Source organism: Paenibacillus sp. MCAF9, from assembly GCF_052114265.1.
Lineage (GTDB): Bacteria > Bacillota > Bacilli > Paenibacillales > Paenibacillaceae > Pristimantibacillus.
On the sequence record NZ_JBFREL010000021.1, the window covers coordinates 1 to 20,238 of the forward strand.

Sequence of the window (20,238 nt, forward strand, 5' to 3'; positions counted from 1 at the left end):
TAGGACTGCGCACATTGCTGATACCGAGTACTTGTGTGCATTATTGCGAATCACATTTACTTTCGTCCCATGATCAGCGCGGCTTGCTTTAAAATATCGTTCTCCATTTTCAAACGTTGAATTTCTTTACGTAAAGCTAGGAGTTCGTTCTCTTCCTCTGTGCGATTATCTTTTTCTTTAAAGGAACCTGTCTTCTGACTTTGTACGATCCAACGATCAAATGCAGAAGCACTCAGATCATATTCCTTAATGATGTTTGCTCTTGATTTTCCACTCTCGTAGAGCTGGATCATCTGCTTCTTAAACTCGGCAGTAAATGCACGTCTTGGTTTTGGCATAGTAGATTCGCTCCTTCTCTGTTCCCTTCATTCTACTAGCCCTTATTTTTTCTGTCTAACTTAGTGTAGACGATCCAGTGACGAAGGAATGAAAGGGCTATGACCCGCCCCGACATGGGAGCGAGAATCGCTAGGGTAAAGTGGAGACGTGCACATATGGAACAGTATAACAACATTAATGCTATCTGTTGTTCTTCAAGTTGTCCTGAATAATTCAATTCTTTTTTATAGTAAGCAGGGGAAGTTCTAACGTGAATGCATAATGACCATTATCATATGCTAGTGTAAGGCGACCGTCTTGGTGTTCTGCAAGTTGTCTTGCAATTGCAAGGCCTAAGCCAGCACCTACTTGAAGATGTTTGTTATGCTCCATATTTTCCGTCTTGTAAAAGCGATCGAAGAGTTTGGCCTCCTGTTCTTTCGTAATATGTTCTCCCTTATTTGCTACGGTTAAGTAAACTGATGACTCATTCGAGGTTAAGTGGATATCGATGACTTTAGGAGTCGTTGAATATTTAAGAGCGTTCATCAGCAGATTATCTAAGATCCTAGCCACTTGTTCAGGGTCAATATTGACGGCTGCCTTCTGAATACTTATCTGTGGCCTAACAACTACATGATGCTCTTCGGCAATTGGCACAAACTCAAACAGCACTTGCTCCAAAAGATTGTGCATATCCGCAGGTTGCTTCGTCAATATCATATCTCCAGAAGACAATCGCGTATAAATGAATAGGTCATCAATAAGTATTTTCAGTTGCTGTGCTTTGCTAAAAGCATTGTTTACGAACCGATCATATTCGTTCTCGTCTAAGAAGGATCTATTACGAAGTAAATCCAAATAGCCAATCATACTCGTTAGTGGAGTTCTAAGATCATGAGAAACGCCTGTGATGAGATTCATTTTAGAATCTTCAACGTCCTTTTCTTTCATTTTTTGGGATGCGAGTTGCTCAGCCATTTTGTTCATGTTTTTGGCTAATATGCCCAATTCATCCTCGCGACGAACGGGAACCCTATACTCGAAATTACCATGTGAGATAAAACCTAGCCCTTCCGAAAGGACCGAAAAGTATTTAATAATTCGCTTCGTTAGCATGTAGAATGAAAAGAGAAAGATCAATATGAAAACCGTGAGCGATACAATGATTAGAAACGGAATATACTCAAGCTTTCCTTTTGATGAGATCGAATCGATCAACTGCCCAATCAACCCCACAATATACAAGCTAAGAATGTAGGATATCACTATGGTCAGGAGCGTTGCCCCGAGAAAGGAATATCTTATGCTATGTTTAATTTTAAATCGTTTATTTGTCCATTTTATAACCAACACCCCACACCGTCTTGATGTACTCTGGCTTTTTGGGATTGAGTTCAAGCTTCTCCCTCAGATTTCGTATATGAACCATGACAGTATTGTCTGAATAGCCCACACGCTCTTTCCATACGGATTCATAGATAGTATCAGCACTAAATACTTGTCCTGGATTAGCCGCAAGTAGATTTAGAATTAAAAACTCAAGTGGTGTTAGCATGACCTCTTGTCCTCGGATCGATACAAAGTGCTTTGCAATATCAATAACGAGCTCTCTAATGGTTATTTGAGTGTGTGGAACATCCTTCCCTGCGAGTATTTTTTGTCTTCTTAGCTGCGCTTTCACCCTGGCGATTAATTCCATTGGGTTAAATGGCTTCGTTACATAATCGTCCGCTCCTGTCGATAACCCCATGATCTTATCAATATCTCCTTCCTTCGCAGAGAGCATAATGATTGGGACATCATATCGCTCTCGAATGTGCATGCATGCTTTAATACCGTCCATTCGTGGCATCATTACATCTAAAATGACTAAATCCAATTCCCGTTGCGAAAGCACATCGAGTGCTTCCGCTCCATCCTTAGCTTCAATGACAGAATATCCTTCATTACGTAAGTAAACATGAATAACGTCTCTTATTTCCGAATCATCATCTACGACTAAAATTACACCCAATTCAATCTCTCCCTAGATTAATTTTTTTCAATTTTTCAGTTTCTTACAAACATAAACAAACGCGGGGGGGATGTTCAAGGGGACCAAAGAAATACTTTCAATCTCAAAATGCTCTGAAAGCATTTTTTTCATCTGCAATGAATACTGAAAAGCAATAAATTTACCACATGGTTTCAGCGCTTCTTTGCACTGCGAAATCAGTTGGTTACGCATCACTGGGGAAAAGTTGTAAAACGGCAATCCACTAAAGATATAATCGACTTCTTGGATATTGTGCTTCTTAAGTTTGGAAACTAACTCTAACGCATTACTTTCCCTAATGAACTGGGGAAAATCCAATTGAAGCCTTTGACCCATCTCTTCATCTTTTTCAAATAAAATAACTTTGCTTTCAGACTTTACCCGATTTGCAATTACTTGTGTAATTGCACCAGTACCTGAACCGATTTCGACAATGGTTTCAGCTTGCTCCCACATTGCCGCTGCAACCATATTATTCGCCAAAAAACTCGAGCTCGGAATGACGCTTCCAACATCTTTAGGATTAAAAATGAATTTTTTTAAAAAAAGCAGTGAATGATTATTTATCATTTTATCACCTCATTGAAATATTTGGACTAATTGATTTCCACAAATGAAGCTGACACCGTATAACGTGCCGATCCATAAAATAGCACTTGGATAGGAGACGAAAATTATTCGTTTAAAAGGAACTTTGTTTACACCGGCTAAAATACTAACGAAGTATCGAACTAAAGGAATCAAATAGCCTAAAGACAAAGCTGTACCACTATGCCTTATATAAAATTGTTCAGCTTTCTTATATCCTCCGAAATGGCTCAATTTTCGAAGGAAACCGTATTTACTTGCTAGCCTGCCGATCCAATACCCTAACGTCACGGCGGATGTCATTCCAAATAGAATAGAAGCAAAGGTGTAAAAGGGGTGCAAAACTCCATGAGACGTCATAATCCCAGCGGCGATAATCGTCACCTCATTTGGAACTGGAATCCCAAAAGGTCCCAAACAGAAGGCTAAGAAAAGTACAATGTAACCATATTGGCTTATCATTGTCATAATTTGATCCACGTAAGCTCCCCATTTCGTGAAAATGACTTGTGTGCGCCCTGATAAGGACAACATCAGTATAGAAAAAAATACTTAGTTCCTACCTAGGTACTTTCTGAAGAAATTCTAAAGATTACTTACCTGTTTTAATGTTTTAAAGCAGTCAAAACAAAAAATACTCGCCTCGTTCAAAGGCGCGCATTTCTTATGGGTTATTTAATTAATCTCACTTTATGGAGAATCGTTTTCCCCTTAAATAGGCATATTCACTTAGATTCTGAACGTTATTCTTTTGTACATGACAAACATAATGGAACAAGGTTGTAGAAAATAAAAAAATGGGGCTATGAAAGCGAAAACTAGCGAAACATAAAATGATTCGCATGTAATCGCATTATACATTAAGGTGCAGGTGCTGCTGTTTTTGAAACTGCCACAGAGTTCTTCCGTCACACGTGCTACTTTACGAGTGGATCCACCTTGAACAACAAGTTCCATCATTGTGAGTACAAGCGCCTGTTCACTGCATTGGTAGCGTTTGAAAAGCTCTGTCGATAATTTGCTATCTCGAAACCTTGGAACCTGTAGGTTATACTGCCCACACGTGTCGTCAAGCTTCTCGAATAGCTGCCATTTCATTGTCCTTGTCTGTCAGGCGTACGCTCATAATCTTCAGCTGCTAATTGTTCTGTTACTTGTGCCTTCAATACTTGATTCAAAACTGTCTCGAGCAAGGCGGCTACGCCTGCGTCTCGAGATTCTCCGATAAACAACTGGTTTAATAATTGGTGATCTAGTGTAACCTGATATTTAGCCATGAATAAATACTCACCTCTGGGATGGTCTAGGCAACTTCTTCTAGATGAGTATTGACTTCATGGCTTACTTTTTATGAAGTTCTTCATTTTACACAATTATATGGACTCAACTTACTGCTTGGCCTAATCATAGGTAAATCATAGGGGAACGAGGATGAATACGCGTTGTTGGTTCGAAGAATGATTGAATCGGAAAGTGTGAGTTATTTTCTTTATCCAAGCGAATCGCCCGGCAACGGACAGATGGATTCCCGAGCACGAGAAGCTAATACAGGATTCTATTATTAATTTATTTGCTTGTTCATATTCAGTTCATATTGACGTCATGGGGAATACATATTCATTGGTTAAGATTTCATTAGCATCAAAGAAGCAATTCCAACAAACAGTTCAAGACAGGGGGAGATGAGAGTGACACAACCAGAGGAAAAGAAAACATAGAATGGATCGAGGGCCAAGAAAGTACGAAACTTTATACTTAAAATACTAGGAGCAATCGTAATCGCCATTGTTCTGTTTCTAGGTGTTTTTTATATCACGAATGTGATCATTAGCAATTCGTAGGCGATAAAGATAGAGCCCTACGGCCAGCACGTATGTGTAGACGGGAAACGTACATCTTCCAAGTCATGGAACAACTGCACCATCGCTTGAAATTAAGCTGCTCATTGATGAAACTATCTCCATAATATAATGTTGTGGCGATTGACTTAACATTAACAAATAATCACATTATTTATACCATACCAAATTTAAAGAAATAGCTGAGCGCATTCATGAACGAAGCGAAGTAAATAACCTGTAAAAGTTCGTAAAGAAAGAGAGGAATTCAAATGAGATTATTTGAGATACTTTTAGTTCTATCCTGTTTGGCTTTACTCGTAGATCTATTGTTTATGAAAAGAGGTGCAAAGAAAGCAGGACTGGTTTTGTGTATAGGAAGTGGCGTTATATTTGTAGTTCAGTTGTTTGTTGAGGGATACAGATGGCAGTTGCTTTTGGTATATATTATGACGGCTCTTTTCATACTCATCGTTTTACTCAGGCAATCAAAAAAGATGGTGAATCTAAAAATAGGGAAGCCATTGAAATATAGTTTATCTTCCCTAATCGTCATTCTACTTGTTGTATCTACCAGTTTGTCTCTATACTTGCCTGTCTTTCATTTGCCAAAGCTTGATGGTCCAGTGAAAGTGGGTACTCAAACTTTTCAATTTACGGATCAGAACAGAGATGAAGTCTTAACTGAAGATCAAAGCGATAAGAGGGAACTAATGGTTCAAGTTTGGTACCCTACTGAAAAGAGCAATAACAACAAGAGAGAAGCTCTTTTTCCAAAAGATAAAGAAATGTTCAAAAAGTATATTCAGACATACTCTAATTCTTTAAACCTTCCCGATTTTGTGTTCGATTACTGGAAGTATAGTAAAACCAACTCTTATGATAATGTAGAAATATTACCTTCCACAAGTCCTTATCCCTTGGTACTGCTTTCTCACGGAATGGGAACCAGTAGAGTTCTACATGCATCACAGGCCGAGAATCTGGCTAGTCATGGGTTTATCGTGGTCACAATCGATCATACGTATAGCACCTTTGCTACCATTTTTCCGGATGGCCGTGTAACGGACTATAAAACAAAGATGACAACAATAGATGAACGCAGAAGAATTGGGAAAATATGGACACAAGATGTAGAGTTTGTAATCAACCAAATTGAAAAGCTAAATTCAGGTGCAATCGAAAGTCAATTTAAAGGGAAAATAGATTTAAAAAACATAGGCGTGATGGGGCATTCTTTTGGGGGTGCAACGGCGTTTAATACAACTTATTTAGATCATAGAATCAAGGCCGGGATCAATATGGACGGGTCACTAATTGAAGTGGAAAATAGAGATGTTATAAACAAGCCTTTTATGTTTATTAGATCGGGAAGTTTTAAAGACTGGTTAGTAGATTTTAAAAATGATAAAAGTTCGGATAACGAAATAAATAAACAACTTTCAGATGAGCTGCACATTATTAAAAATGTTATCAATCAGGGGGGAAGTGCGATTTATGTAGAAGGTACCCAACACTTCAATTTCACGGACCTTCAATTCTATTCTGAGTTGATTAAACTGACTGGAATAACAGGAGATATAAATGGTAAAAGAGGATCAAGCATCGTAAATCAATATGTACTCGATTTCTTTAATAAGCAATTGAAAGGAGCAGGTGGAAATCTGATTCAGGGTCCGAACGACATGTATCCAGAGGTGAAATTTATTAAGCCGGAAGACCTTTAACCGATAATGTCCGACAGCGTAGAGTGTCGCTGTAAGTGAACAACAGTTAACAAAATGGATTAAAATATAATGCAATAATATGGTATTAAACTAACAGGTAACTTTAGCTTAACAATAACCAAGACGAGGCTGCAGGCATGTAACGGCAGCCTCACTGCGCTAATGAGCAGCGTTCTAATATGAATAAATATTCATCATGAGTGCGGACCACACTTCGGGGTGGTTTTTTTGCTTATTAAGTACCAATCTGACAATGGCTGCGGCGTAAGGATATATCTAGTTGAACCATAATATGGACGGGCAGAATAGCACAACAAAATAAGATTATGTTCTAATTCAATTTTACGCCTTATTATTAAAATTACAGACTATTCCATTAGCCGTATAGTTGCTACAATCTATATTGTAACTTCCAAAGATGGAAAAAACATTCACGGTATGAAAGAAATCATTGAATGGAGGGAAACGCATGTCACAAGAAGATAAACTCGGACAAATAGTCATTCTGAACGGCAATCCGCGGGCTGGGAAGTCAAGCATTGCCATCGCGATCCAGAATATGTTTGAGGGTGTATGGATGAACGTTGGGGGCAGTCAGTTCAAGAAAATGACCCCCGAACACTACCAGCCTGGGATATCGCTTCGGCCAGGTGGGGAACGCCCTGAACTTGAGCCTCTCATTGTGATCCTGTATCAAGCCATGTATGAAGCCATTGCTGCACACAGCCGTCTGGGACTGAATGTCGTAGTGGATGTTTGGCACCATGATGCTTATTCGATTCCGCGGGGGATTCTTCCGAGCTGTGCCCGGATCCTAAGTGGATTGCCTGTTTTGTTTGTAGGTGTACGATGCCCAATAGAGGTTGTCATGCAGCGGCGGATCGCTACCTGGAATTCCGGTTACGAAGAGGACGGATCTGTGCCAAAGCCGGTGAGATTGTGGCAGCAGGCTGTCCATATGCCTGGTATCTATGATCTGGAGGTTGACACCTCGGTGCTAAGTTCCGAAGAGTGTGCCGCCTTGATCCGTCATCGCCTCGAAGACGAGTCGCCGCCCTCAGCTTTCCAGCGTCTTGTGGTTTAGACCAGGAACTTTTATTCATTACAATCAAGGGGGGAGCAAATGTTACAGGTAGATGAGCCCGGACAGATTATTATTTTAAACGGGACTCCGCGGTCAGGGAAGTCCAGTATTGCCACTGTGATTCAGAATACTTTCGAGGGTGTGTGGATGAACATGGGAGTCGACCGGTTCATGCAGATGACCCCTGAACGCTACCGGCCAGGGATTGGGCTTCGGCCAGGTGGGGAACGCCCCGACCTTGAGCCACTCATTGTGACCCTTTATCAAGCCATGTATGAGGCTATTGCTGCGCACAGCCGCCTGGGGCTGAATGTTGTAGTTGATGTCGGTCACCACGATGCTTATTCGATCCCGCGGGGGATTCTTCCCAGCTGTGCCCGGACTCTGAGTGGAATGCCGGTTTTGTTTGTGGGTGTGCGATGCCCATTAGAGGTTGTTATGCAGCGGAGGATCGCTACTTGGAATTCCGGCTACGATGAGGACGGATCTGTGCCAAAGCCGGTGAGATTGTGGCAGCAGGCTGTCCATATGCCTGGTATCTATGATCTGGAGGTTGACACCTCGGTGCTTAGTTCCGAAGAGTGTGCCGCCCTGATCCGCCATCGCCTCGAAGACGAGTCGCCGCCCTCAGCTTTCCAGCGTCTTAAGGACATGACGTAGTTGGTGGAGTACACACTCTGAAACGACTCTGAAAGCGCAACAGTCGCATTATCTACCAGGTATGGCTTGGGTCAGATTACTTATGATATTAAGCCTCAACCCCTGTTTCTATTCAAATCTCGGGTAACGATAGTTGAAAAACACACATGAATGAGCAGACACTACAGTGGCATGCTCATTTTATTATGCTAATGGGTACGATAGTGGAGGAGCGTGCTTCAGCAGCTCCTCTTTTTGCTTGTATAAATAGGAAATGTGTTTATGTTAAACAGAGTAATTTTCCATAATAAAGGACATTCTTGATGGATCTTGCCAATTGTGATGGAATTGAAACAAGCCTACGGTTGAAAATGCCAATTCATCGTATATTTATTCTTCGAAGCTTTAATGTAAGGTTGGTTTTCAGACGCATAAAAATAAACGTAATTAGATCCCCGACATCTATTGGGGATTTTTTAAAGCTCATTATGTTTGTGTTATGAGTGCGGGCCGCCCTTCGGGGTGTTTTTTTTGAAAAAAACCTCATTATTCCTATACAAGGACGTAAAAAAATAAATCACCGCTATTCCCCCCATTTGAAATGTATCTCTGTAACTTTTTAGGAATTATTTTTTTAATTATGAGTTCTGTCAATTACTTGAAAACTTCTCCAAGTCAGGGTGAAGTTTCTTTGATATGCTCAGAAAACCTTATGGTTCAAGGGCATTGATTATTACAAAATGCACCTTCATAAAAAAAGAGAAAGAGTTGAAGATAATCTATTTTTTTTAATATGAACTATTGTAAGCGCTGTTATAGTTTGAGTAATATAGAGTTCAGCAAACTAATGTTGAATATAAAGGAGGAACGACCATGCGTTTCCGTCATTTTCATTCCATTGTAGCCCAACTCTTTTGGTTCTGCTTTATCGGCATGACGCTTCCCGTTCTGGTCATGGGTTTTTTGTCTTACCATAAATCCTCCTCTATCGTAGAGGAACAAGTCAGTAAGGTAGCCTCGCTTACTATTACACAGGTGAGTGACAAGCTGAACCTTTATTTCAAAAAGCTTGATGATTCGTCTATGATGCTGCTAAACAGTAAGGTCATCCACAATATTTTGAAGGAACAATCGAAAGAGAAGTTATATGAAACCACGCTCAAGATTCAAGATGGACAAGACATCCTAACATCCATCATGATCAATTCGTCAGAAATCCTCGATATCTATATATTCGATGTGAACCGCAACAATTCGGTATTAAGCTCGGACTCCTTGGTGTCTCTGGATCAATGGGATTCCGACTGGTATAAAGCGATATTGGAAGCAAACGGCAATAGCGTATGGTTCGGACTCTCTCAAAACTCATATTTAAAGAAAACGGAAATGGGGTTTCCTGTATTCGGCCTTGGCCGCGCCATACGAAGCTGGGAAACCGGCGACATTATCGGCGTGATGTTCTTTGAGATTATGGGCCAGGTTCTGATCGATGAGCTTGACCGCGTTCAATTTGGGGATACGGGTTACATCTACGTCACCAATGACAAGAACCGTTATTTCTATCATCCGGATTCCAAGCAGTATGGAAAAGAGTCCAACCTCATCCTTCCTTCGCAAGCGACGGAATATAACAAAGACAACAAAAGCACGCTGGTGATTCCTGAACGCCTGTACAATGGCTGGGATGTGGTTGGGGTTGTACCTCTCGAGGAACTGACAGCCGATTCGGCTAGTATCCGGAAATTCACGATGTGGATTGCACTTTGCTGCATCCTTTCGGCAATAGGAATGGGGTATTTCGTTACCCGTAAAATCGGTAATCCGTTAGTTAATCTGAGCCGATTGATGCGTAAAGGAGAGAACGGCGACCTGAGCGTCCGGAGCAAGAGCGTCGGCCGGAACGAAATTGGGCAGCTGGGCCGCAGCTTCAATAAAATGATCAAACAGATCGATCTGTTAATCGCCCGAATCGCCAAGGAGGAATCAGAGAAAAAAAAGGCGGAGGTTCGAGCGCTCCGCTATCAGATTAACCCTCACTTTCTTTATAATACGCTGAACTCGATAAGGTGGATGGCTAAATTAAACCGGACCAATGATGTCGACAACGCCGTCACTACGCTGGTTCAATTATTGGAAGGCAGTCTTGAACGGAATGGCGTTTTCATTCCGCTCGGGGAAGAGCTTGAACTGCTCCAGAAATATATGATCATTCAGGAATACCGCTATGATAACAAAATCAGCTTAAATATCCATTGCCGGGACGAGTTCAAAAAAATTCAAATTCCCCGAATGCTGCTTCAGCCCATCGTCGAGAACGCCATTTTCCATGGGATCGCTCCAAAGGATGCAGATGGATCGATTGATATCGAAGTCGAACAAACCGGACAAAATATCGTGGTCAAAATAACCGACGACGGTATCGGAATAGATGAGGGAAGGCTTCATCAATTGCAGATGAACGATAAAGAGCGCAGCAATAAAGGGATGACCAATATCGGTCTGAATCATGTTCATCAGACCATTCAGTTATATTACGGAAGTACATACGGCCTCAGCATCTCAAGCATCAAAAACGAAGGGACACGGGTGCTTATTACGATTGCCAATTCTAAGGAGGAAACCTATGTACAGAGTGCTATTGGTTGATGACGAGAAGATAGCGCGAATCGGGCTTCGTACCACTTTTGATTGGGAGAGACACGGATTTACATTGGTTGGTGAAGCGTCAAACGGGCAAAACGCAATGAAATGGATTCAGAATCAAGAGATTGATATATTGATCACCGACATTGCTATGCCTGTGATGGATGGACTCGAGCTCACGCGCAAGACTAAAGAATTATGTCCTTGGGTCAAGGTGTTGCTGCTCAGCTGTCATAATGATTTCGAATATGTACGGGAAGGAATCCGGTTAGGGGCCAGCGATTACATCTTGAAGCCGACACTTAATTCGGATTCACTCATAACGGTTCTGAATCAAATGAAAAAAAAGCTTCAGGAAGAAAGCGAGAACAGACAAATCGTTCAGCAGTTTGAAGACCAACAGCTCGCTAATAAGCAGAAAATGCTGGAGAAGACATTCTACAAAGCGCTATGCGGTGACTTGGCTGCTATCGAACGAATAAAGACAGAATGCCCGGAAGAAAGCTACCGTATTGCCGCATTGGGGATCAACGTATTTGGCAAAACGGATGCTGAAAGGAATGATCTCCTAACGGAGCTGGGAGAAGTGCTCAAACAGGTACTCTATCAAGCATTTGGTTCCTATGTGTCGGTCATGCTTCGTCCGGACTTGCTTTTGGCTGCTCTTCCTGTACACCCAAACCTGCATGCCACGTTTTATGAGCTTATCGAGCAGTTTTCGCAGCATACCGAGTCGCACCTACTGCAAGTATCCATAGGACTCAGCGTCGTTTATGAGAATTATCTTGAACTTCAGAATGCCTCCATGGAGGCGAAAAAAATGCTCGCGGTCGGTTTCTTCCTCGGACCGTGTCGTTTGATTGTTGCCGAGGAGCAAACGGATACCTTTTCGGCATCGCCCTATCCTTTTGCGGCAGCCTTACACGATCTCAAAGAGTCGTTAACGATGGGCTTTCATTCCAGATCAGAACAAATAATAAATGAAATCATGAAGCATTGGTTACCGCAATATCGATCGAAAGAGGAAGTGCTGCAGGAGGCAGAGGAATTGCTTAGCCTGTTTGCCGTATTCAAAGACGCAGATTCTTCCATCATCCGGAAAATCCGGGAGCTCGGTAGGCTGGGTTATGTCACTGAGGTCATTCAACATGTAAAAGATGGCTACCAAACAATCGTGGGCGGTGAAGACTCTCCGCGGCCGGATAAAACATTGCATCAAAGGATCGTAATGGAGGCCGCTGACTATATCAAGAGCCATTATAGGGAATCGATCTCCCTGCAGGAAGTGGCTGATGCGGTAAATGTTAGCAGGAATTATTTCAGCGAAATGTTCAAACGTGTGACAGGAGAGAACTTCATCGACCACCTGATCGCCTTGCGCGTAAAGAAAGCGAAGGAGCTGCTGCAAGGATCATCGCTCAAGGTGTATGAGGTAGCCGAGCAGTCTGGTTTTAACGACGTAAAATATTTTAGCAAGCAATTTAAAAAGATCGTAGGTGTATCTCCAGCCGAATTTCAAGGTTTGTTGCGAAAATAAAATCATGTTAATTGCGGAAAACAAGACACTCTTTCGGAATATAAACCGTTCAAACCCCCTTTGACAATAAACTATAATTAAAGCGCTTACAAAATATTTGTAAAAGAAAATTAGATATCTTGAGGGAGGAAAAAGAGAATGAAAAAGCTCAAATGGTCTCTACTCATCATGATTATTGCTGTGTCTGCTTTGATTCAAGCCTGCGGAACGAGCGGTGGTGGCAACAACGGAATGTCTAATGGAGAAGAAGCCGGAACAAACAGTCCAAAAGAGGGGAAAGTAAAAATCAAGTGGGCTACATGGGGAAATCCGGGAGAATTAACTAGGTTTCAAGATTTCACAAATGATTTTAATAAGAAGCATCCTGAAATTGAAGCGGAGTTAATCCCGATCCCGGGGGAGTACGATCAAAAAATCTTAACGCAATTGAGTGGCGGAACGGCACCAGACATTTTCTATGCCGGTGATGCTTTTATTGTTAAACTGATTGAAAACGGCAGCATCGAGGAACTCACACCGTTAATGGATGATGCAAGAAGCGCAGTTAAGAAGGAGGATTTCTTTCCTGGCCTATGGGGAGCCGCTGAGCGCGATGGTAAAATATATGGGGCCACGGTAGACAATAACCCGATGGTGCTTTGGTATAACAAGAAGGTTTTAAAGGATGCAGGCATTACTGAAATGCCCGCCGATTTGCAGGAACAGGGTAAGTGGAGCTGGGATGCCTTTAAGGAAATGACCGATAAAATCCGCGAAAGCGGCAAATATGGTTACGTACTTGATAATTCATGGAACAGCACACACAGTTGGGTAACCTCTAACGGTGGAAAGGTGTATGACGACAACGGCAAATATATCGGCTACACGGATCCGAAAGCAGTCGAAGCATTCCGATTCTTATATGATAACATCCAGACTAAAAACATTACATTTGCCGGCACGCTTCCAAAAGGACAAGGCGGCGATGCCATGTTTATGTCTAATCAGGTTGGCTTTGTCGGTGCAGGACGCTGGTACCTGCCGCTGTTCAAGAAAAACGATAGCCTCGAGTACGATATCGTCACCTGGCCGACAAATACCGGCAACAAAATCGAGCCCGCAGGTATCCCGACAGCCTATATGGTACTGAATAAGACAAGCAAGCATAAAGAGGCGGCGTACACCTTCTTGTCGGAATTCGTCAATAAGGAAGGTCAAACCTATCGTCTTCAAGGAGGCGGCAATGCCGTTCCTTCGGTATCGGGAGCAGATGAAGTAGTGCTTGAAGGGAACCTTCCTGAGCATGCACAGTTTTTCCTGGACGCTCGTGAAGTCGGCTATGCATTAACTCCGTTTGAAGCGGGTATTCCCGGTCTGAGTAATGACATCAACTCCCGTTTTGAGGCGCTTTGGCTGAAAAATGAGGATTTGGATAAAGCAATGAAGGAAATCGAGGAATTGGCAAACAAGAAGATTGAGGAATACAAAGGAAAAAAATAAGCAGCCAGCAGTCCTTTCACAAGGAAATGGAAGGGACCTTTCGAACATTCGGAAATCCCTTCCTTCTTACTATAATAGAAGAAAGGTGGCTTACATCGATATGAAAACGGCCGTTAATAATGGGCCCTCTCCGTCAATAGACCAAACAGATACGAAACGTCACTTCATGAGGACGAAGACGGTGGACAGCCTTTGGGGATATTTTTTCATCTTTCCGCAAATGGTCGGTTTGGTTATCTTTTCGTTGATTCCGCTTATATTGGCTTTCGCCATCAGTCTAATGAGCTGGGACGGCTTCGGTGAACGGACCTTTGTCGGACTGGACAATTTCGTGGGGCAGTTTAAAGATCCCGATTTTAGAATCGCGCTTGTTAACACACTTTATTATACCGTTCTCACCGTACCGACCGGCATCATTCTGGCGATGCTTGTTGCTATTGGCTTAAATAAAGTAAAAGGAAAGATCCTTTACCGGCTCATTTATTTTATGCCTAACATTACGATGTCCGTAGCTGTAGCAGTCGTTTTCATGTGGCTCTTTAACGCGGATTTCGGGTTGATTAATTTATACTTAAAAGATTGGTTCGGCATTGAAGGTCCCCGTTGGCTGACAGACACGCGGTTCGTAATGCCTTCCATTGCACTGCTTAGCATATGGATGGGACTTGGAGGCAGTATGGTGCTTTTCCTTGCCGGATTACAGGGAATATCTGCGACATATTACGAGGCTGCACAAATTGACGGCGCCAGCAAATGGCAGCAGCTGCGGCATATTACGGTTCCTTTGTTGTCATCGACTACATTTTTTGTCACCATAATGTCCGTGATTGGATCTTTCCAGGTGTTTGATCAATCCTTTGTCATGACCTCGGGTGGACCGGCAAAAGCCAGTTATACACTTGTATACCACATTTATGACTCGGCATTTGTCGATTTTACCTTCGGTACAAGCACATCGGCCGCTGTCACGCTGTTTGCGATGATTTTGACGCTGACCTTGCTGCAGATGAAAATATCCAAACGTTGGGTTCATTACGAAGAATAAGGATGACCGGGAAGGAGAAAACTCATGAAACCGAAAAAGCTTCAACCCTCAACGATGGTGCTTCATGTCGTGCTGATCATTGGGGCCTGCGTCATGGGGCTGCCTTTCCTATGGATGATACTCAGCGCGCTAAAAGATTTGTCCCAAGTATTCATCGTTCCGCCTAAATGGATTCCAGAACCGTTCGTATGGTCCAATTTCAAAACTTCGTTGACGGCCTTGCCTTTCGGGCGAGCTTACTTTAACAGCTTCTATATTAATGTCATCGTCGTATTCGCGCAGCTGATCACATGCTCAATGGCTGCATACGCTTTCGCCAAAATCCGGTTCCCATTCCGGGAACCGTTGTTCATATTGTTTCTGGCAACGATGATGGTGCCCGGACAAGTGACAATCATCCCGCTGTACTTGATGATGAAAAATTTCGGTTGGCTCGATACGCATCAGTCGATCATCGTGCCTGCTGCCTTGTTAAATGCCTTTGGCGTTTTTCTGCTCCGCCAATTTTTTAGAGGCATTCCGAAGGAAATGGAAGAAGCAGCCATTGTGGATGGTGCCAATCGCTTTACGATATATACGCGCATCATGCTTCCGCTTGTCAAGCCTGCGCTTTCAGCACTCGGCATATTCACGTTTCTCGGGATGTGGAACAATTTCTTTTATCCGCTTATCTTTCTCAACAGCCCGGAGCAATTTACGGTACCTATGATGCTGAATCTATACCGAGGCATGTATGCGACGGACTGGACGCTGATGATGGCTGGTGCTTCAATCGCTCTGCTCCCGGTATTGGTCGTTTATATGATCGGACAGCGTTATATTATTGAAGGGGTAACACTGTCCGGCATAAAAGGTTAAACCGAACATAAAAAACGGGTTGAGACCTAAGAGACCTCCATCCGTTTCCTTATCGTACAGCGATGCCCGCGAGCCACATATTTCTCCTACGTTGTCGAACCTATAATTCTTAGTATTTTTATATATTGTTACACAATACATGTGGGCATCCGTTTCTTAGGAACGAAGATGTCCATTTTTTTGTTTGAGTGGAGGGAAAGATATGGCTTCGTTTTTCCATACATACTGTTCGGAGGGGAAATATGATATCTTCTAGCGAAGGGACTAATAAAATAATTCCTTTGACTGTACATATTGGATATGGAAGGAGTTGATGAATTTGAGTGAACAAGAGCAAGAGACCTTTCAATTGCCCTTAGTCCATAACGCAGGAGACTTTGTCATCCAAGCTGGGTTTGTGCTCGGGCCCAGGCGAATTGACGATTTCGAATTAGTCTACTTTCCAGATGGTACCCAAACGGAATATGAGATAGGCGGAAGCCTATTTGTTCTTAATGAGCCATGCTTCATATTCACACGCCCAGGTGAACGGCATACTTACCGGTTCGCGCCGGAAAAAAACGTACGGCATTTGTTTGTGCATTTTGATTATGCCTCACTGCGGAATGCGGACGAACGATTCGTGGCCTTGCTCCGAGAAGGGCATATGTTCCTGGCAGGGCGCCATATGCTCGTAACAGGCTTAATGGAGAAAATACTTTGGATTGCGAATCACCAGCCTGCGTATTGGCGGAGAAGGCTTGCCGTTTTGATTTCCGCCTCTCTAGAAGAACTATCGTCCTTTTCTTCACAAGTTGCGGAAGGGGAAGCGATTCCCTTGCCTGTTCCTGTTCAACACGCGATTACCTATATGGAAGAGCATTTGACCGATCCCGTAAAGATTGAAGAAATCGCAGCGATATCGGGCTGGTCACATGAATACTTCACACGAATGTTTGTCGCTACCACGGGCATGTCCCCCAAACGGATGCTGCTCGAATTACGGTTTCGGCGTGCTGAGATATTGATGATGAGGGGCACCGGCACAGTGAAACAGATTGCCTATTCGGTAGGCTTCGGTGATGAACACCATTTCTCAAAAATGTATAAAAAAGTTCGTGGAATAACGGCATCGGATTACATAAAAAGGTGTCAGGATCCCTTATTTCGCCACACGGTATCCGTATTGGACCCGTACACGCCTTATCCTTTAAATCGAAATATTTTGGTGAATTCCTTGATCAAATAAACACATCATTTGCCGGTTTTAGACTATGGAGAGTGCTGCCTCATCACGCTAAAATTAGGGGGTAGGCATATAAATCGAGGGAGTGAACGGGTTATGGGGAAGTTTTATATACCTAAATCACGTGCGAGGGATAACCGCTATTTAGTAAGCGTGAAGGATTATTCCCACTATCACAGAGAAGGCTACTTAATTGTCAGAAACTTATTGTCAAAAGAAGACATCGACGAGTTATATGAATTAGCAGAGCAATCAAGGCTTAATAGCCTTCAGCTAGATAATCAGGCAGATCGTGATAGCAAGGACCCTCTCAAGGAGGAATTTGCAAAGGCGACACGAATTCACATGATGTCTCGTTTCAGCGGAGCAGCGGAGAGGGGCATGCTTAACCCTCGAATAGTCGATGTTACAGAGGCATTGGTCGGGCCGGATGTATACGCCCTTCAGTCCATGCTTTTCTTAAATCCTCCTGGAAAAGGCGGTCAAGGCTGGCATCAGGATGCATGCTATATTAAGACGCATCCGGATACGTTAATCGGAGCGTGGATCGCCTTAGAGGAAGCAGATGAAGAAAATGGCTGCTTATGGGTTGTACCTGGTTCGAACCACGAACCCATATATCCTCCTGATGGTGTTGGAGGAGGAAATGTGCACGCGGTGGATGCATTCGAGGATTTGAATGGTGTGCAGAATGTGAGCCATTTGGACGATAATGTGAATACGCTATCTAAGGTTGTCGCAAACTATCCTCCTGCCATACCCGTTCGGCTAAGTCCAGGAGATGTTCTATTTTTCCATTCGCATCTACTTCATCGCTCCTATCCGAATCGTACCCAGGATCGCTACCGTCGCTCATTTGTATGCCATTATTGCAATGCACGTTCTTGGGTTCCATGGGACCATGACGGATTCGAAGGTCATTCAGGGAATTACCGTCAAATTCTCGTCCGCGGAAATACAAACCTCCCTTATGCTGAGCCAGCATTTGGAACTGAGGTATATTTGGCAGACGGAGAAGAAGAATCGAGCAGCGTTACAATGATGGGGATGGATAATGGCATGATGATGCCAATTGGAATGGAAAAAGGCGAATAAGAAGTATTGTTATTTGGATTGTATACTGTTAAATAGTTCGCTGCTTTCTTTGATTTCAAAGATTCTGAACAATTATCCTATACAGTGATAGTGTTTGTTCAGGATCACTTTGACCGTGAATTGACCGATTTTGTTAGCTTGGCGGTTCCAACCTTATTGAAATAAATAAAATACAGTCGCCTCAAGCGGGTTCATAGCTTGGGGCGACTGCTCTGTGTAAACATCTAAGATACGTGTCCGTCATAACTGGTTTAGTTTGGTTTATAGCGGTAGAGCAGAGAATGATCCAACAGAGCAGTATCGCTTATCCTTGATGTATACAGATACAAATAAACCTACAGTCAATTCAAATGATGTAATGCTCCTCAGGAGTCTATCATCGGCCATATATATGATAATGTTAATTGTTAAAGATGGAAAAAGTTTGATATAATTGCAAAGAGAGATTGGCCGCTATTTTAATTATTATAATCAACACAGATAACAGTTGGGACTTCCTACCTCGATGAATCGTTTAGTTCCATCTCAAAAATGTTGAAAAGTAATCATCAATTGTAAAGTCCAACTCTTACTAGTGAATTATTAGGTTAATTAAAAACGGTTTAATCTACCTGTCAAACAAGTCGGTTTTCTAGTGTGAAGGATTGATTAGGTTAATATATCGTTGTCTCAGCTTAAAATGGTGCTATCTATTTAACCAATCAGCAACTTTAAACTAGTAATTTGCATCATATTTTATCTAAACAAAGGAGAATCTCAAATGGGAAAATCAATATTTGACGATTTTAAGTGGATTAATGAAAGCAAGGCAACCTATGAAAATGACAAACTGATTATTGAAGCCCCTGCAGAAAGTGATTTCTTCTGTAATAATGGAGCCGTTTCCGAAACAGGAATTACACCGGAAAATCTTTGCAATGCACCATTTTATTACAAAGAAGTTACTGGCGATTTTGTGATGCGTGTTCAGGTTTCTCATGATTTCAGGGATACTTACGATGCGGCGACCATTATGGTTATGCAAGATCTCCAGGTGTGGGCTAAAGCATGCTTCGAACAGACAGATTTTGGTACACATGCTGTAGTAAGTGTTGTCATGAATCATCATTCGGATGACGCTAACGGGTGTAACATTAACGGTAATCATGTATGGTTACAGGTTGCAAGAGTTGATAATTCATTTTCATTCCATTATTCGTTGGATGGGGTTAAGTTTGATATGATGCGATTCTTTAGCTTACCAGTCGATAAGACAATTAAGGTGGGACTTGTAGCGCAAGCGCCAATAGGAAAAGGTGGAGAACGAATCTTTCAAAACTTTTCATTAACAAATACAAAGGTTAACAATATTCGGTATGGTGTATAACTTGATTCGAATGTGTTCGTTAACAAATATAAAGAGGTTTTTTCCAAGGTATAAGAAACGGATTAAGCTGCGATAACCCCAAATAAGTGTGGGATTATCGCAGCTTTTTTTATTTTAATACACCGGTATTCCTGTGGTGAACTGCCCCAACCCGAATACTTCTTAATTTCTTCATTGGCATTATTCGTATAAATAGAGAGGTGCAGATTTCGGCCTTTTATGCGTTAAAAGCAATGCTCGTTAAAAGCTATTTCTAATTTGGTTCTTGGAGCTGTTGAATTAGGTTGTACAGATCATCTTTACGAACTGCCCTAGAGGATTGAGTTTCTTATTTAAAAATGATTAGGTTTGAATAAGAATGTCATGTCAGATAAAATAAATAAAGATTTTGAAGGCTTTGCTAATGATAGAGGCGCTCTGAATTCGGAATAGGTCATGTAGATGATTCGGAAATTTATTCATGTACTCTCCATCAACGAATATTTAAATCCTAACACATAGATAAGTATATATTGATATTACTTTTTTCATTTGCATTCGCAGCAGCAATTTCATTAATTATGGAGAGCTAAATTTCGTTTTAAAAAATAACGTTCACTCAACTATTAGGTAAATTCAATCTAATGAACAAGGGGCGGCATCAGCTGCTCCTTGTTTTTTATTAAAACAAAAGGAGCTTTCCTTCGGTGATGATAGTAAAGATGAGATGGATAATAAAATGTATACACGCTTAAAACCCAAAGTCGTGAAGGCTAAAA

The 20,238-nt window shown here is 42.1% G+C and carries 15 protein-coding genes and 3 pseudogenes; 12 read left to right on the top strand and 6 right to left on the bottom strand.

Annotation, left to right across the window (positions count from 1 at the left end; all coding sequences use genetic code 11):
* The 6 genes and pseudogenes from AB4Z45_RS23770 to AB4Z45_RS23795 form a co-directional block, all read right to left on the bottom strand.
* Positions 1-338 (bottom strand): annotated as a pseudogene (locus AB4Z45_RS23770) (transposase); the annotation flags it as partial.
* Positions 339-552: 214 nt separating this feature from the next.
* On the bottom strand, positions 553-1,539 hold the full coding sequence (locus AB4Z45_RS23775) for an ATP-binding protein (protein ID WP_441912040.1): 987 nt from the start codon (positions 1,537-1,539) through the stop codon (positions 553-555).
* Positions 1,540-1,648: 109 nt separating this feature from the next.
* Positions 1,649-2,335, bottom strand: coding sequence for a response regulator (locus tag AB4Z45_RS23780; protein WP_441912041.1), 687 nt, complete (start codon positions 2,333-2,335; stop codon positions 1,649-1,651).
* Positions 2,336-2,362: 27 nt separating this feature from the next.
* Positions 2,363-2,926 carry a class I SAM-dependent methyltransferase gene (locus AB4Z45_RS23785; protein ID WP_441912043.1) on the bottom strand — a complete coding sequence of 188 codons (564 nt, stop codon included), beginning with the start codon at positions 2,924-2,926 and terminating at the stop codon, positions 2,363-2,365.
* A gap of 9 nt (positions 2,927-2,935) precedes the next feature.
* Positions 2,936-3,424, bottom strand: a complete 489-nt coding sequence (locus AB4Z45_RS23790) for a DedA family protein (RefSeq protein WP_441912045.1) — start codon at positions 3,422-3,424, stop codon at positions 2,936-2,938.
* Between the two features lie 390 nt (positions 3,425-3,814).
* Positions 3,815-4,221, bottom strand: a pseudogene (locus AB4Z45_RS23795) (transposase); the annotation flags it as partial.
* Between the two features lie 411 nt (positions 4,222-4,632).
* Here AB4Z45_RS23795 and AB4Z45_RS23800 point away from each other — a divergent pair.
* From AB4Z45_RS23800 to AB4Z45_RS23855, 12 genes and pseudogenes are all read left to right on the top strand, one after another.
* A pseudogene (locus AB4Z45_RS23800) lies at positions 4,633-4,897 on the top strand (alpha/beta hydrolase); the annotation flags it as partial.
* 157 nt (positions 4,898-5,054) lie between these two features.
* Positions 5,055-6,509: an alpha/beta hydrolase family protein gene (locus tag AB4Z45_RS23805; protein ID WP_441912046.1), complete on the top strand. Its 1,455-nt coding sequence runs from the start codon at positions 5,055-5,057 to the stop codon at positions 6,507-6,509.
* A gap of 469 nt (positions 6,510-6,978) precedes the next feature.
* The gene (locus AB4Z45_RS23810) at positions 6,979-7,593 is read left to right on the top strand and encodes a chloramphenicol phosphotransferase CPT family protein (RefSeq protein ID WP_441912048.1); all 615 of its coding nucleotides are present in this window, start codon (positions 6,979-6,981) and stop codon (positions 7,591-7,593) included.
* Positions 7,594-7,632: 39 nt separating this feature from the next.
* Positions 7,633-8,253 carry a chloramphenicol phosphotransferase CPT family protein gene (locus tag AB4Z45_RS23815; protein ID WP_441912050.1) on the top strand — a complete coding sequence of 207 codons (621 nt, stop codon included), beginning with the start codon at positions 7,633-7,635 and terminating at the stop codon, positions 8,251-8,253.
* Positions 8,254-9,105: 852 nt separating this feature from the next.
* Complete coding sequence (locus AB4Z45_RS23820; RefSeq protein WP_441912052.1) at positions 9,106-10,878, top strand: cache domain-containing sensor histidine kinase; 1,773 nt, start codon at positions 9,106-9,108, stop codon at positions 10,876-10,878.
* Positions 10,856-12,412 (top strand): response regulator transcription factor, encoded by a 1,557-nt coding sequence (locus AB4Z45_RS23825; RefSeq protein WP_441912053.1) that lies wholly within the window; start codon positions 10,856-10,858, stop codon positions 12,410-12,412. Before AB4Z45_RS23820 ends, AB4Z45_RS23825 begins: the two co-directional genes overlap by 23 nt.
* 138 nt (positions 12,413-12,550) lie before the next feature.
* Positions 12,551-13,891, top strand: coding sequence for an ABC transporter substrate-binding protein (locus tag AB4Z45_RS23830; protein ID WP_441912055.1), 1,341 nt, complete (start codon positions 12,551-12,553; stop codon positions 13,889-13,891).
* Positions 13,892-14,057: 166 nt separating this feature from the next.
* Complete coding sequence (locus AB4Z45_RS23835; protein ID WP_076266068.1) at positions 14,058-14,936, top strand: carbohydrate ABC transporter permease; 879 nt, start codon at positions 14,058-14,060, stop codon at positions 14,934-14,936.
* Positions 14,937-14,960: 24 nt separating this feature from the next.
* Positions 14,961-15,794 carry a carbohydrate ABC transporter permease gene (locus AB4Z45_RS23840; RefSeq protein WP_441912056.1) on the top strand — a complete coding sequence of 278 codons (834 nt, stop codon included), beginning with the start codon at positions 14,961-14,963 and terminating at the stop codon, positions 15,792-15,794.
* Positions 15,795-16,113: 319 nt separating this feature from the next.
* Positions 16,114-17,022: a helix-turn-helix domain-containing protein gene (locus tag AB4Z45_RS23845; RefSeq protein ID WP_441912057.1), complete on the top strand. Its 909-nt coding sequence runs from the start codon at positions 16,114-16,116 to the stop codon at positions 17,020-17,022.
* A 93-nt stretch (positions 17,023-17,115) separates the two neighbouring features.
* A complete protein-coding gene (locus tag AB4Z45_RS23850) occupies positions 17,116-18,114 on the top strand; it encodes a phytanoyl-CoA dioxygenase family protein (RefSeq protein WP_441912059.1) in 999 nt (332 codons plus the stop codon).
* A gap of 760 nt (positions 18,115-18,874) precedes the next feature.
* A complete protein-coding gene (locus tag AB4Z45_RS23855; RefSeq protein WP_441912060.1) occupies positions 18,875-19,480 on the top strand; it encodes a DUF1349 domain-containing protein in 606 nt (201 codons plus the stop codon).
* Positions 19,481-20,238: the final 758 nt, after the last annotated feature.

What these genes read in the sequence shown, in the direction of transcription:
- AB4Z45_RS23855 (WP_441912060.1), top strand. Translation starts at nt 18,875, where the DNA reads ATGGGAAAATCAATATTTGACGATTTTAAGTGGATTAATGAAAGCAAG.
- AB4Z45_RS23820 (WP_441912052.1), top strand. Translation starts at nt 9,106, where the DNA reads ATGCGTTTCCGTCATTTTCATTCCATTGTAGCCCAACTCTTTTGGTTC.
- AB4Z45_RS23835 (WP_076266068.1), top strand. Translation starts at nt 14,058, where the DNA reads ATGAGGACGAAGACGGTGGACAGCCTTTGGGGATATTTTTTCATCTTT.
- AB4Z45_RS23850 (WP_441912059.1), top strand. Translation starts at nt 17,116, where the DNA reads ATGGGGAAGTTTTATATACCTAAATCACGTGCGAGGGATAACCGCTAT.
- AB4Z45_RS23825 (WP_441912053.1), top strand. Translation starts at nt 10,856, where the DNA reads ATGTACAGAGTGCTATTGGTTGATGACGAGAAGATAGCGCGAATCGGG.
- AB4Z45_RS23810 (WP_441912048.1), top strand. Translation starts at nt 6,979, where the DNA reads ATGTCACAAGAAGATAAACTCGGACAAATAGTCATTCTGAACGGCAAT.
- AB4Z45_RS23785 (WP_441912043.1), bottom strand. Translation starts at nt 2,926, where the DNA reads ATGATAAATAATCATTCACTGCTTTTTTTAAAAAAATTCATTTTTAAT.
- AB4Z45_RS23830 (WP_441912055.1), top strand. Translation starts at nt 12,551, where the DNA reads ATGAAAAAGCTCAAATGGTCTCTACTCATCATGATTATTGCTGTGTCT.
- AB4Z45_RS23815 (WP_441912050.1), top strand. Translation starts at nt 7,633, where the DNA reads ATGTTACAGGTAGATGAGCCCGGACAGATTATTATTTTAAACGGGACT.
- AB4Z45_RS23840 (WP_441912056.1), top strand. Translation starts at nt 14,961, where the DNA reads ATGAAACCGAAAAAGCTTCAACCCTCAACGATGGTGCTTCATGTCGTG.
- AB4Z45_RS23805 (WP_441912046.1), top strand. Translation starts at nt 5,055, where the DNA reads ATGAGATTATTTGAGATACTTTTAGTTCTATCCTGTTTGGCTTTACTC.